We start from the raw sequence: 13,832 nt of genomic DNA, 5'->3' as shown, positions 1-13,832 counted from the left end.
CGGGCCCACAGCCGCGCCACGCAAGGCTCGTCGGGCGTTGCACGACGCGCGGCTTCGTGCGACCCAGGATGCGTCGTGAGGCAGCGAGGCACAGATGTGGTGCGATGCAGCACTGTCGCCGTGCGACATCGCGGTGCGCGCCGACGGGGCACGATGCACGCCGATGCGGCATGGCGGCTGCTTTGGCGCGACGGCTACATGGGCACGCGCGGCCATCGCGCGGCGCAACGCGCGCCGTTGCCGCCGCCCCGGCGCGATGCGTCATGCCGGTTGGCCCGGATATTGCTGAATCCGCTGATGACACCGGCAACGGCGCCGGTGGGCAGTCCCCGCAACCCATGCCCGTCATTCCGGCGGGCCGATCAGGACAACGGCGTCCCTCCGTGCGCGGCACGGCCGGATGCCGGTGCGTTTCGACCGCCCGCCGCCGCCGCGCAACACAACGCGCTATCGACCGCCGCCTGCCGGCGGCACTGGAACACGACATGACGACAGGCAAAGTCACGCTGCTGGGCGCCGGCCCCGGCGATCCCGATCTCCTCACGCTGAAGGCCGCGAAGGCGCTGGCCGCCGCCGACGTGCTGCTGCTCGACGATCTCGTCGCGCCCGGCATCGTCGAGCTCGCGCCGCAGGCACGCGTGATCCGCGTCGGCAAGCGCGGCGGCTGCCGCTCCACGCCGCAGGCATTCATCGAGAAGCTGATGCGCCGCTGCGCGCTGCGCGGCGCCCACGTGGTGCGCGTGAAAGGCGGCGATGCGCTGCTGTTCGGGCGCGCCGGCGAAGAACTCGCGACGCTGCGCGCCGCCGCGATCCCGGTCGAGATCGTCAACGGCATCTCGTCGGGCTTCGCGGCCGCCGCGAGCCTCGGCATCTCGCTCACGCACCGCGCGCATTGCCACGGCGTCACCTTCGTCACCGCGCACCGTCAGGACCACGGCGAACCCGACTGGGCGCGTCTCGCGTCGAGCGGCACCACGCTCGCGATCTACATGGGCATGAGCCGCGTCAACCGCATTGCCGCCGGCCTGCTCGCCCTGCTGCCGCCCGCGACGCCGGCCGCGGCCGTGCAATGGGCCGGCACGCCCGACGAACGCCGCTGGACCGGCACGCTCGGCGGTCTCGCGCGCGGCATCGACGCCGCGCGGCTCGGCAGCCCGGCCGTGATCCTCGTCGGCGGCGCAATCGGCGAAGCCGCCGTGCAGCACGTGCCGGACGCGGGCGCCGCGATCGAAACGGCCTTGTCCCGGGCCGCGTAGCATGCGCGACGCCACGCGGCACCAGCCGCCCACCTATCATGAAGACAGCGGCGCCGGCCGCCGGGCCATCGCGCGCGGCACCGACCCGATGTCCGCACGGGGCCGCCGCCCCCGATCCGCCCATCGCGCCACGATTTCGCCGCCGCCGTCCGCGTCATGAGTCCGTCTGCTTCTTCCCCCCGCCTGCGCGTGCTGCTCGTCACCGACACCGACAAGCCGATCGGCGAGCTCGGCGAGGCGCTCGCGCACCTCGGCTACGAGATGCTGAACGACGTCGCGACGCCCGCGCGCCTGCCGGCCGCCGTCGAGGAGCAGCATCCCGACGTCGTGATCATCGATACCGATTCCCCGTCGCGCGACACGCTCGAGCAGCTTGCCGTGATGCACGCCACCGCGCCGCGCCCCGTGCTGATGTTCAGTCACGACGCCAACCAGTCGCTGATCCGCGCGGCGGTCGGCGCGGGCGTCAGCGCGTATCTCGTCGAAGGGCTGTCGGCCGAGCGCCTCGCGCCGATTCTCGAAGTCGCGCTCGCCCGCTTCTCGCACGACGACGCGCTGCGCCGCCGGCTGGCCGACGTCGAGCGCGAGCTCGCGGAGCGCAAGCTGATCGACCGCGCGAAGCGCCTGCTGATGGACGAGCGCAAGGTGTCCGAACACGACGCCTACGCGACGCTGCGCAAGCGCGCGATGGATCAGGGCCTGCGCATCGTCGACGTCGCGCGGCAACTGCTCGACGCGTCACCCCAGTCATGAATGCCATGGATACCTCTTCTCCCGCCGCGCCGGAACGCGCACATCTTCGCCTCGGGTTCGTCGCGCTGAGCGACGCGGCCCCGCTGATCGTCGCGCAGCGCCTGAACCTCGGCGAACGGCACGGCCTCACGCTCGAGCTCAGCCGCCAGCCGTCGTGGGCCACCGTGCGCGACAAGCTGCTGAGCGGCGAGCTCGACGCCGCGCATGCGCTGTACGGGCTCGTCTGCGGATTGCAGCTCGGCATCGGCGGCCCGCAGGCCGACATGGCCGCGCTGATGGTGCTGAACCGCAACGGCCAGGCGATCTCGTTGTCGCGCGGCCTCGCCGACGCATATCGCGCCAGCGGCAGCGTGCGCGATGCGTTCGCGACGCTCGGCCGCAAGCCGCTCCTCGCGCAGACGTTCCCGACCGGCACGCACGCGATGTGGCTGAACCACTGGCTCGCGTCGCACGACGTCGATCCGCTGCGCGACGTGCGCAGCGTCGTGATCCCGCCGCCGGAGATGGTGGCCGCGCTCGCCGGCGGCGAACTCGACGGCTTCTGCGCCGGCGAGCCGTGGCATGCGGTGGCCGAGGCCTGCGGCGCGGGGCGGACCGTTGCCGTCACGAGCGAGATCTGGCCCGATCATCCGGAGAAGGTGCTCGCGGCCCGGCGCGATTTCGTCGCGCTGTATCCGGCCACGGCCCGCGCGCTGATCCGCACCCTCGTCGATGCGTGCGCCTGGCTCGACAGCGCCGCGCACCGTCGCGAAGCGGCCGACTGGCTCGCGTCGCCCGATGCGCTGGGTGTGCCCGCCCGGCTGATCGCGCCGCGCCTGCTCGGTGACTACGGCTCCGGCCCGTTCGCCGTGCCGCCGCTGCCGATCCGCTTCCACGACGGCGGCGCCGTGAACCGCCCCGATCCGCGCGAAGGCGAGTGGTTCCTGTCCCAATACCGGCGCTGGGGCATGCTCGACGGCGCGCACGACGACGCGGCGATCGCCCGGGCGATCGCGCAAACCGCGTTGTATGATGCTGCCGTCGCCGAAAGCGGCGCATCGGGCCTGTCGCCGGCGTGATGCGCACCGCGTGATGCAGGCGGCGCGCGCTCCCGCGCCTCGCCTGTCCGGGCCGCCTGCCGGCGTCCGGCACGCGGCCCCGGGTGACGCCGCATGACCCCTCCGTCCCCGATCCGATTCGATGCCGAAACCCACGCGCGCGCCGCTCGACGTGCTGCTCACCGAAATCCGCGCGTGCCGTGCCTGCGAAGCCGACCTGCCGCTCGGCCCGCGCCCCGTCGTGCGGGCCCATCGCGACGCGCGCATCCTGATCGTCGGGCAGGCGCCGGGGGCACGCGTGCATGCAAGCGGCATCCCGTGGGACGACGCGAGCGGCCAGCGGCTGCGCGGCTGGCTCGACGTCGACACCGACACGTTCTACGACGAGACGCGCTTCGCGATCGTGCCGATGGGCTTCTGCTACCCGGGCCGCGGCGCAAGCGGCGACAACCCGCCGCGCCCCGAATGCGCGCCGCTGTGGATCGACCGGTTGCTTGCCGAGCTGCCGTCGATCCGGCTCACGCTGCTGATCGGCCAGTACGCGCAGCGGCATTTCCTGCGCGAGTCGCGCAAGGCCTCGCTGACCGACACCGTGCACGCCTGGCGCGACTATGGCCCCGACGTGTTGCCGCTGCCGCATCCGTCGCCGCGCAACCAGGCGTGGTTCAAGCACCACCCGTGGTTCGACGCCGACGTCGTGCCCGAGCTGCGGCGCCGGGTCGCGCCTTTGCTCACTGGGTAAACGAAACCGCTGCCACTTCGCGACGCTTCACGCCCCCCGTTACCCGTACCGAATCAAGCATGAACGACACCCCCACCGACCTCGACTTTGCCTGCAACGGCTGCGGCGGATGCTGCCACGACCTGCGCATTCCGCTGACGATTGACGAGGCGACAGCATGGCTGCAGCGCGGCGGTCACGTGGAGCTGCTGTGCGATGCGATGCCGTGGCTCGTCGAGCCCGAGCCCGACAACGGGTTCGCCGCGTACAAGCGCGTGCGCTCGAGCGCCGCGCTCAGCGGCTCGCTGCCCGTGCGCATCACGGTCATGCTCACCGCGACCCATGCCGGGCCGTGCCCGAACCTCGGCGATGACATGCGGTGCGCGATCTACGACGCGCGTCCGCTCGTGTGCCGGATCTATCCGGCCGAAGTGAATCCGTTCGTGCCGCTGGTGCCGGACGGCAAGCAATGCACGCCCGATGCGTGGCAGCAGGCGCCGTTCGTCCGCGGCGGCACGATCGTCGACGCGGCCACCCGCGAGAACATCGCGCGCTCGCGTGCGGCGAGCGAAGCCGAGACGCCACTGCGGGCGCGGTTGTGCAAGGTACTGGGGATCGATACGGCGGCGGTGGCCAACGAAGGATTCGCGATCCATGCGCCGCCGGCCGCGACGCTGCTCGCCGCGCTGGCGGCGTTGCACGCGGCGGAGGTAACCGGCGACGTCGAAACCGTACAGTGGACACTGTTGACCAACCGCATCACGACGGTCGATGCGCTCGCATCGGTCAGCGCGTCACCCCAACTCGCGCCCCATAGTGGAGTCGACTCGGCCTATCGTTACCTCGGTTTCTATCCCGACGCATAAATGCAACTCATCGGTCCCGAAGTAACACGGCAGCGGCAACGCACCAAATCATTTCCAGTGTTGCCTGCCTCGGAACCGCCTTCATTACGATAGCGGGGTTGAGGCCGAAAGAAACTGCGGGCCCCTCCTTTCAAGTTCGACAGACACGGACCGCCCCCCGGTTCGGCCGAATTCGTTGCGGTCTTCGGTCCAGAAAAAGCGACAGCCCGCTCAGGCAATCTACCGGAGGTCCCTAATAGCGCTCACGGCGTGCGACATAGTTAGTGGAGACGATTGATAAACTCTCCGGCAGAAGCTGAGCAGCACCCGGGCAAGACAACGTGACGCAGTCCATGAAAAACATGGGACCAAATAACACCTTCCCCGAATAACCATCGGTACAGATCAAAATAATAAATTGATCGTGCTCCGAAACATACTTCCGGTGAAAATATCTATCTGAATCCCTCCGAATAATATCGAGATGGTCTCTTGTGAACCGCAGCTACGATTGGTGCCTTTCCAGAGGGCCAAACAGTGAATAGAAGAATTGCGGTTGTTGGTGACAAGCTTTCAAGCGGCGGGACCATTAGCCCATACGGAGGACCGCAGTTTCTGGTACGCGGCCACCAAGCAGCCCTGATCGGCGGCAGTGCGTTCTGCACCGCATGTCAACGCACCGGTCTCATTGCAAAGGCGGGCGGACCGTATCGCCTGAAGTTTCGGGGCGAGGTCGCGCTAGACGACGATATCGTTCTGTGCGGCTGTTCGATGCCGCCACGTATCACGGCATCGCTTGCCGGCGATGCATGGTGCAGCGACGGACTAAAGGGTCTAGGGGAAGTCGTTTCGAGTCGGACAGCGACAGGCGGCGTTGCCTCGATCACGAAAGGCGCATTCGACGAACAGGTAAGAGCAACCATGAATGCGACGCCAGGGCTGCCCTACTACATCGAGACAACCGACGGTCGTGTGCACTTTGGGCGTCTTGATGCAAGCGGCCAGTTACCGCGCATCCATACCGGCGACGAGGCAACTGACTACATCGTTCATTGGGGCGACGACGCTCTTGCGAAGCAAAACGGAGAATAGTTCATGCCGCACACGGAACCAACAAAAGTCCGCTCGACCAACACACAGGGTTCAGAGAAAGAAGTGCAGCTGGCCGGCATCACATTCAAAGAGCTCTGGGACAATTTTCCATCCGGCAACCCTTACAACGACCCTGCGTACACGAATCAATGCGCCATCCGCCTCAGCGTTACGCTACATCGCGTTGGCGTAGGAATGAAGTCGTTCAACGCAAAGAACGTCAAGCCGATGCCCGGCACGAAGACTATCGGTCGAATTTTTCTTGATGGCAAACCTACCGCAACGCGCGCCGACGAGCTCGGCGCGTGGTTGCAGCTACAACCGTTTGCCGGTCTCCCGAGAGCAGAGGACATCACCGGAGTGGATTGGGAATCGAAGGTCAAGGACCGTACCGGTATCATCCAGTTCTCAAGGTATTGGACGCGTAGCAACGAATCCGCGGAGAACGCAAGCGGCGGGCACATTGATCTATGGAACGGATCGCGCTTGACCGTCAATGGCTTTTGGGGTGGATTCGCAACATGGGGACGTTTTTTGGGAGCCAGATCCGTTCGCCAGGGAGCGACCATATTGCCCGACGCATCGTATTCCGATCTGGGCGGATCGAAGCAAATTCTATTTTGGGAAATCAAGTGAGACGACTTGCGATATCGCTATGCGGCTTGCTGTTTGGATTAGTCGTCACATGGTCATTCATTTATACATTTAGCCACATTCAATCGGTCAAGCCTAACCACATTGCGACAGGCTGCCACGAGCTCGGCAAATGTCCGAGCCCCTGGTGGGTGGCACCGGTAATGATTTCGTATTTCTTCGGCCCCGCGATCGCTTTCTGTATGCTCAACGCGATTGCGTGGAAACGGTGGCCGATTAGAAAGTGGGCACGATGGAGCATAGGTGTTCTCATCGTGACAGCGATCCTTTACCTTGGCGACTACATTCTGAAATAGGCCGTCAGCGTGTCGAAATCACGACGTGGCCCGCACTGCGTTGCCATGCGCGGCCAATCCCCATCACTTTGGGATATAGACGACGGGTATCCCCGTTGCCTTATCTCGCTGCGTGAATGGCCTGCTGAACCAAGTGACATCGTCAGTGCGGCGATGCCGTGTATTTGAACCCAATACGGGTCGGTTTGCCCCAATTGCGCGTTGGTTTGCTCCTCGATTTCCCCCCGCGCATTCCGGCCGCGCCCGGTTCGCTGTACCATCGCGGCTCAACCGCGTCACGAACAGCAGAATCCTTCATGCCCTCCATCGCCCCGCCGCGCCTGTACGGGATGCCCGAACGCAGCGACCGGCTCGACTTCTACATCCGCGACCAGGCGTCGCGCCAGGCGATCACCGAGCCGCACCGGCACGCGTATTTCCAGATCCAGTTCAATCTCGGCGGCGACACCGAGCAGCGGATCGGCGGCGTCACGCGACCGTTTCCGCGCGGCGCGCTCGCATTCGTGCTGCCGCATCGCGAGCACCTGATCCCGCATCCGGAAGGCGCGCACTTCATCGTCATCAACTTCAGCCAGGCGTTCCTGCGCGCCGATCTCGACGTCGACCCGCTCGATCTCGAGGACGTGCCCGCGCACCGCTTTCCCGAGCTGACGCCGTTCCGCTTCCAGGAACACCTCGACTTCATCCTGACCGGCGACACCTACGAAGAAGCGCGCGGCCTCGCGCTGTGCATGCTCGACACCGATCGCGTGCGCACGTTCGGCTCGACCACGCTGCTGCGCGGCTACCTGCTGCAGCTGATCGGGCTCGTCTGCACGCAGTACGCGGGTGCGCTCGACAAGCTCGCGCAGCGCGGCGCCCAGCGCGCGGGCCGGCGCGACGCGCTCGCGCGCGTGCTGCGCCACGTGCGCGCCAACCTGACCCGCGAGGACCTGACGCTCGCCGCGACCGCCGAGGCCGCGTTCCTGTCGCCCAACTACCTCGCGCACCTGGTCCGCAAGGAAACCGGCAGCACCTTCACCGATCTCGTGACCGAACGCCGGATCGCCCTCGCGCAGTCGCTGCTGGCCCATACCAGCCGGCGAATCGCGGATATCGCACGCTCGGTCGGCTTCCGCGACGAAGGGTATTTCGCGCGGCGCTTTCGTGCGCGGGTCGGCGTGTCGCCGAAGGCGTACCGCGACGCGAACGCCGCGCTGCCGGACGGCGACGACGCACCGGCGGCGGCCGACGCGTAGTTTTGTCCCGGTAAAACGCAATTGCGTCGCATCCGGCCACTCGGCTGTCGGGTATCGTTGCACGCATGCCGGCCCGTGCACTGCGCGGACGCGGCATCCGTCTTATCACCGAACGAGGCCATCCGATGTCCGCTTATGTCATCGACGCTGCCGAGCGTCCTTCCGTCGAAGTCGACCAGTCGTCCGCGCGCTTTCCGGTGCGCCGCGTCTTCTGCGTCGGCCGCAACTACGCCGACCACGCGCGCGAAATGGGCGCCGATCCCGACCGCGAACCGCCGTTCTTCTTCACGAAGCCAGCCGACGCGATCGTCCCGGCCAGCGGCACCGTCGCCTATCCGCCGCTGACGAACGACCTTCATCACGAAATCGAGCTGGTCGTCGCGATCGGCAAGGACGGCCGGTCGATCGACCCGGCCGACGCGCTGTCGCACGTGTGGGGCTACGGCGTCGGCGTCGACCTCACGCGCCGCGACCTGCAGGCCGAAGCGAAGAAGCTGAGCCGTCCGTGGGACTGGGCGAAAGGCTTCGACGCATCGGGCCCCGTAACCGCGCTGCGCGCGGCAACGGCCACCGGCCACCCGGCGACGGGCCGCATCTGGCTCGCGGTCAACGGCGAAACACGCCAGCAAGGCGACCTGGCCGACATGATCTGGGCCGTGCCCGACGTCATCGCGTATGTGTCGCGCTCGGTCGAGCTGAAGGCAGGCGATTTGATCTTCACCGGCACGCCGGCGGGTGTCGGCGCGCTGCAGCCTGGCGATCGCGTCACGGGTGGCGTCGACGGCGTCGCGACGTTCGAATTCGTCGTGGGCGCGAAGCCGTAAGCCGTAAGCCGTCACGCAACACGCAGCACGCATGGCGGTCGCCCGTCCGGGGCCGCCGTGCGATATCCCGATTTCGGTCAGCCGTAGCGGCGCAGGAATGCGTCGGCGACGGCCGGCGGATTCAGCGCCTTCGCCGATTCGTTTTCCAGCGTCTCGGCCGCATCGTCGTCGCTGATCGACACGAACAGCGTGATCGCCGCCCTTTCGTCGCCCGTGCCGAACAGGCCTTCGCGGTCGAGCAGGCGCAACGCCGCGATCATGTCGGCGTGCAGTTGCCGCACATGCTCCTGGAATCTCGAGCGGACGAACTGCGGGCTCAGCACGTCATCGGCGAGCTTGCCGCAGATCGCATTGAACGGCGACGCTTCCGCCGCCGCGTATGCCCATTCGGAGAAACCCCACACATACCACGGGTCGTCGTCCGGAACAGCCTGTTGCTCGCGGATCCGGCGCAGCCCTTCGACCGAATTGGCCGCCGGCACCACCGTCATCGCACCGCTGTCGGTATACAGCGCGAACGCATAGAAATGCTCGTCCGAGTGCAGCGCCCGCAGCGCCCTGAATGTCGCTCTCGCGGCGTCGGCAATGTCTCGCTGGAAATCAGAAAAGTCGCTCATCGCATCCTCGTCCAGTCGCCCTGCTCGCGTCGGCGCATGCCCGGCGCGCGGCGGGTTCGTTGTCTCCCGACAATCGATCGATTGTCCGCCAATCGTCCACGGCACGGTAGCCGTGCCAGCCCCCATGCCCGATGCCCCGCGTCCGCCTTCACCGCCCGACGTCGCGCGCATCGAACACCCGCACGCAGACGGCCGCCACCAGTGCGATCGCGGCCGACAGCAGCATCATCGCGAGCGGCGCATAGCCCGCGTTGCCGGCCGTCAGCACCGCCCCCGTCAGCGACGAAAGCGCGGCCCCGCCAGCGATCGTCATCGCGCCGGCCAGCCCCGACGCGCTGCCCGCCAGCGCCGGCCGCACCGACACCGCGCCGGCATGCGCGCCGGGATTGGTCAGCCCGTTGCCGATGCCGACCAGCACGCACGGCCCGAACCACGCGATCGCCTGCGTCACGCCGCCGAACCTCAGCGCGAGCCCGATCAACGGCCCCGCGCACGCGACCACCCGTCCGAACAGGATCGTCGTGGCCAGCGCGTAGCGGCGTGCGTATCGCGCGGCCAGGAAGCTGCCGAACACGAAACCGGCCGTGATGGTCCCCATGTAGAAACCGATCTCCGCCGGCGCGATGCCTAACACCGTTTGCGCGGCGAGCGGCGCGCCGGCCAGGAACGCGTAGAACGAGCCGGTCGAAAACGTCATGCAGAGCGCATAGGCCCAGAAACGGCGCGCGCGGAGTAGCGCCGGATACGCGCGAAGCTGCTGGCTGAGGCTCGACGACCGGTTCGCATGGGTTTCGACGAGATCGAATGCACACCAGACGAACAGCGCGATGCCCACCGCGCCGAGCAGCCAGAAGCTCGCGCGCCAGCCCAACGCCTGGTCGAGCACGCCGCCGAGCGTCGGGCCGAGCATCGGCGCAAACGCGGCCGCCATCGCCGCATAGCCTATCCGGCTCGCCGCGCGCGCACCGCCGCCGGTGTCCCGGATCGTCGCCATCGACACGGGATAGACCGACGTGATCGCCGCCTGCATCAGCCGGCATGCGAGAAACACGCGAATGTCGGTCGCCATCGCACAGCCGAGCGAACCGAGCGCGAACACACCGACGCTCGCCAGCACGACCGGCCGCCGCCCGAACCGGTCCGACAGCGGGCCCATCACGAACTCCAGCGACGCGGCCACCGCCGCGTAACCGCCGAGCGACAGCGTGACGAACGCATAGTCGGCACGCAGGTCGCGCGCGATGGCCGGCAGCGACGGCAGGAACAGGCTCAGCGGCAGTACCGAGCACGCACACAGCAGGATCAGCGTCGCGAGTCTCGGCGACGCTCGTTCGGAAGCGATCGGCAGGTTCGATTGCAAGCGGATGCCCTCCATGCACGTGCCGCACGGCCGTGCGCAATGCAAAAAAAAGCCCCCGAACGAGTCGGGGGCGCATGGGTGCCGGCGCGGTGCCGCTACCGGACCCTGCGCCTGTGGACTACTACGATGATGAATGCTGCTTTCATGCCGGATGGCTCCTGATTGCCTGGCTGACTGCGTGCGATGTCGGACGATGGTAGGCGGACGATACCGCCCGCGTCAACGCCCTAACGCGCACGCACCGACACGAATTTCCGGGCGTTGTTGCGCTGGATCAGCACCGCGATCACGCTGCCGTTCGCTTCGAGCGTCGGTATGTCATCGGGCGTCTCGAGCAGCGTGTCATTGAGCTCCAGCACGACGTCGCCCGGCTGGATGCCGGCCTTGGCTGCCGGGCCGTGCACCGCGTCCACCATCATCCCGACGGCGAGCCCCGTCGAGCGGCGCTCGTCGTCGCTGAGCGCATGCATCGTCAGCCCGAGGCGGTCGCCGCCGTCGGCAGCCGCTGCTCCCGCCGCCGGTCGTGCAGCCGCCTTCGGCGCAGCCATGCCGACGGTCGCGCCCGCGTTGCCGGCGGCCTCGTCGGCGCCCGTGATCGTCAGCATCACCGGCGCGCGGTTGCGGATCAGCCGCAGCGGCGTCTTCTGGCCCGGCGGCAGCGCGGCGGCCAGGTCGTTCAGCTCGGCCGAACGGCCGATCGTCTTGTCGCCCAGCTTCACGATCACGTCGCCGGGCTTCACGCCAGCCGCGGCGGCCGGCGAGCCGGGCGCGACCCCGTTGACGAGCGCGCCCGCCGGACGCGGCAGCCCGAACGCCGCGGCCAGCCCAATGCCGACATCCTGCACATCGACGCCGATCGCGTTGCCGGACGACGCATCCGGCGCCTGGGACTGCTGTGCCTGCGCCTGCATCTGCTTCTGCAGTTGCGCCCGCACCTTTGCGGCGAACGCGATCGGGATCGCGAACGTCGTGCTCGCGTAGCGGTCCGGGCCCGTATAGACCTGCACCGCGATGCCGATCACGTCGCCCGCGCGATTGAAGACGGGGCCGCCCGAGTTGTCGGGGTTCGGCGCGATGTCGGTTTCGAAGAACGGAAACGCGCTGCCGTCCGGCATCCGGTGGGACGTGGCGCTGACGATGCCGGCCGTGACCGTGTTGCCCGATCCGTCCGGCGCGCCGATCGTCATCACCGGCTCGCCCGCGCGCACCTTCGACGAATCGCCGATGCGCACGAACGGCAGCTTCTTCCCGTCGATCCGTAGCACCGCGACGTCGCTTTGCGGGTCGACGGCCAGCACCGTCGCCTTGAATTCGCGGCGGTCGATGAGCCGTACCGTCACGTCGGTCGCTTCGTCGACCACATGCGCCGACGTTAGGATCAGGCCGTCGGCGCTGACGATGAAACCCGAGCCGCTGCCCGATACCGCGCGCGGCAACATCTCGGGTGCCTGTGCTTGTGCGCCTTGTGCCGGTGCGCCTTGTGCCGACGCCGGTACGTCATGCCGGAAGAACGCGGCGAGCGGATCGTCGGGATCGAGGATCGCGAACGACGGGCCGCTCGCCTGCTGGTCGGGTGCGGCGGTCATGACGGTCACGACGGCCGGGCCGTAGCGGTCGACGATCGCCGGAAAATCGACCGGCATCGCGTAAGGCGCGGCAGCCGGCCGTTGCTTCATCAGGTGCGGCGTAACGGGCGGCGAGAGGGTTCCGGCAAGGACGGCCGGCGGGGCCGGCAAACAGCCGGCAAACACGCCCCCGATCAACGCGGTGCGAAGCACGGCGCGAGCAAGCGTCTGGCGAACCACGGTGCACCTCCCCCGGGAGTCACGGCGCCGACATGCGCGAGACGCGCAGACGCTCGACAAGGCCCGGTACACCCATCCATTTATAGTCCACGCGGCCTGTTCGACCATACGAATCGAAACCCGAATGCCGGGCGGCGCGGCAGGCGCGGAGCCGCGACGGTGGCCGTTTCGAACAAAGTGCGCGGTTCGTCAATCCGCACATCCACCACGCATCGACACGTGTACAGGTGGAAAATCGTTGCCGTCCGTGGCAAGTGTCATCATCGCGGTCTGCCGCGGATCGTCCGCCTGTCGCGCGTCACGGGCAGGTAGCACGTTCGCCTCGGCGTGTCCGTTATCGGCCGCCGTCCGTCTGCTCGCCTGCGCCGGCCTTGTTCAGTGGCACGAGAGGATCACCACCCCGCCCACCCCTTGCGTGTTCGGCAACGCAGCCGTGTAACCCACCGCCACCAGCGGTTGTGTTACGTCATGTCCGATGACGATGGACTGAATCGACGCGGGCCCGGTGGTCGTCAACACACCGTTCAACGGCACCTGTGTGTACGTCAGCCCGTATTGAGTAGTCGCCAGCTTGATCGACAGGTTCAGCGTGGTGAGCAGGCGCGTGGCCGGATCCAGCGTGGCCGAACTCGAAACGAGCGTACCGGCGGTGCTGCCGTCGTTGCTCGCCACCGTGTCGGCAATCACCTGGGTACACGCAAGCGGACCGCCCGTTGCGGGTAGCGACAGCGATGTACCAACCGCGTAGTGAACGCCTTGCGTATCGGTATAGGTATTGCCATCGGTATCCATCGCGCGATTCCAGCGGCCGATCGCAACATCGGTGCCGACGCTCTGGATGTCGGTAACGGCGCCGTGGTCGAGCCCAAGACAGTCGGTGGCCGACGACGACGATGCGAGCGTCGTAAACGCGCCGCTTGGCTGCTGAACCAGGCTCGCCGCGGGCACATTAGCCGCCGTCATGTTGCGGTTCTTCGCGTATTCGCTCGGCAGATTCGGTACCACGAGCACCGCCAGTTGGCCGTTGTTCGCCGTGACGGGCGGCGCCGAACCCGAATAGCTGAAGCTGCCGTTCGGGCGGCATGCCGCCTGAACCGACGGTTGCGTCGAAGATCCCGTCGGCGGAGCAGCCGGCGACGTGGCCGTCGGCGTCCCGGCCGTATTGTCGTTCGATGCGCTGCTTCCCGTATTGACGGTACCGTCATCGCCGCCGCCGCATGCCGTCAGCAGCAACGCCGTGCTTGCCACACTTGCCAACCAGACCTGCTTTCCCCACATGACTTACCTCGTTTTCTCGTTTTGGATAATTACCGCGCAACAACAGCATTCAGTGA

The 13,832-nt window shown here is 67.5% G+C and carries 13 protein-coding genes; 9 read left to right on the top strand and 4 right to left on the bottom strand.

The window, feature by feature from the left end; translation table 11 throughout:
• Positions 1 to 485 precede the first annotated feature (485 nt).
• From cobA to CFB47_RS23965, 9 genes are all read left to right on the top strand, one after another.
• Positions 486 to 1,256: a uroporphyrinogen-III C-methyltransferase gene (gene cobA / locus CFB47_RS24010; protein ID WP_089462496.1), complete on the top strand. Its 771-nt coding sequence runs from the start codon at positions 486 to 488 to the stop codon at positions 1,254 to 1,256.
• A 156-nt stretch (positions 1,257 to 1,412) separates the two neighbouring features.
• Positions 1,413 to 2,009, top strand: a complete 597-nt coding sequence (locus tag CFB47_RS24005) for an ANTAR domain-containing response regulator (RefSeq protein WP_089462495.1) — start codon at positions 1,413 to 1,415, stop codon at positions 2,007 to 2,009.
• Between the two features lie 5 nt (positions 2,010 to 2,014).
• Positions 2,015 to 3,067 carry a CmpA/NrtA family ABC transporter substrate-binding protein gene (locus tag CFB47_RS24000; RefSeq protein WP_089462494.1) on the top strand — a complete coding sequence of 351 codons (1,053 nt, stop codon included), beginning with the start codon at positions 2,015 to 2,017 and terminating at the stop codon, positions 3,065 to 3,067.
• Positions 3,068 to 3,188: 121 nt separating this feature from the next.
• Positions 3,189 to 3,788, top strand: a complete 600-nt coding sequence (locus CFB47_RS23995) for a uracil-DNA glycosylase family protein (protein ID WP_089462493.1) — start codon at positions 3,189 to 3,191, stop codon at positions 3,786 to 3,788.
• Between the two features lie 59 nt (positions 3,789 to 3,847).
• Positions 3,848 to 4,633: a YkgJ family cysteine cluster protein gene (locus CFB47_RS23990; RefSeq protein ID WP_089462492.1), complete on the top strand. Its 786-nt coding sequence runs from the start codon at positions 3,848 to 3,850 to the stop codon at positions 4,631 to 4,633.
• A gap of 516 nt (positions 4,634 to 5,149) precedes the next feature.
• Positions 5,150 to 5,704, top strand: a complete 555-nt coding sequence (locus tag CFB47_RS23985; protein ID WP_089462491.1) for a PAAR domain-containing protein — start codon at positions 5,150 to 5,152, stop codon at positions 5,702 to 5,704.
• A gap of 3 nt (positions 5,705 to 5,707) precedes the next feature.
• On the top strand, positions 5,708 to 6,340 hold the full coding sequence (locus tag CFB47_RS23980) for a type VI secretion system amidase effector protein Tae4 (protein ID WP_089462490.1): 633 nt from the start codon (positions 5,708 to 5,710) through the stop codon (positions 6,338 to 6,340).
• 610 nt (positions 6,341 to 6,950) lie between these two features.
• Positions 6,951 to 7,892 (top strand): helix-turn-helix transcriptional regulator, encoded by a 942-nt coding sequence (locus tag CFB47_RS23970; RefSeq protein WP_089462488.1) that lies wholly within the window; start codon positions 6,951 to 6,953, stop codon positions 7,890 to 7,892.
• A gap of 125 nt (positions 7,893 to 8,017) precedes the next feature.
• Positions 8,018 to 8,716 carry a fumarylacetoacetate hydrolase family protein gene (locus CFB47_RS23965; RefSeq protein WP_089462487.1) on the top strand — a complete coding sequence of 233 codons (699 nt, stop codon included), beginning with the start codon at positions 8,018 to 8,020 and terminating at the stop codon, positions 8,714 to 8,716.
• Between the two features lie 77 nt (positions 8,717 to 8,793).
• Here CFB47_RS23965 and CFB47_RS23960 read toward each other — a convergent pair whose 3' ends face one another.
• From CFB47_RS23960 to CFB47_RS23945, 4 genes are all read right to left on the bottom strand, one after another.
• On the bottom strand, positions 8,794 to 9,333 hold the full coding sequence (locus tag CFB47_RS23960) for a DUF4303 domain-containing protein (protein WP_089462486.1): 540 nt from the start codon (positions 9,331 to 9,333) through the stop codon (positions 8,794 to 8,796).
• Between the two features lie 148 nt (positions 9,334 to 9,481).
• A complete protein-coding gene (locus CFB47_RS23955) occupies positions 9,482 to 10,693 on the bottom strand; it encodes an MFS transporter (RefSeq protein ID WP_089463527.1) in 1,212 nt (403 codons plus the stop codon).
• Positions 10,694 to 10,920: 227 nt separating this feature from the next.
• A complete protein-coding gene (locus CFB47_RS23950) occupies positions 10,921 to 12,498 on the bottom strand; it encodes a trypsin-like peptidase domain-containing protein (RefSeq protein ID WP_089462485.1) in 1,578 nt (525 codons plus the stop codon).
• A 375-nt stretch (positions 12,499 to 12,873) separates the two neighbouring features.
• Positions 12,874 to 13,776 (bottom strand): hypothetical protein, encoded by a 903-nt coding sequence (locus CFB47_RS23945; protein WP_089458384.1) that lies wholly within the window; start codon positions 13,774 to 13,776, stop codon positions 12,874 to 12,876.
• Between the last annotated feature and the right edge of the window lie 56 nt (positions 13,777 to 13,832).

Source organism: Burkholderia sp. AU27893, from assembly GCF_002223205.1.
Classification (GTDB): Bacteria; Pseudomonadota; Gammaproteobacteria; order Burkholderiales; family Burkholderiaceae; genus Burkholderia.
This window is presented reverse-complemented; position numbering and strand designations above follow the sequence as displayed.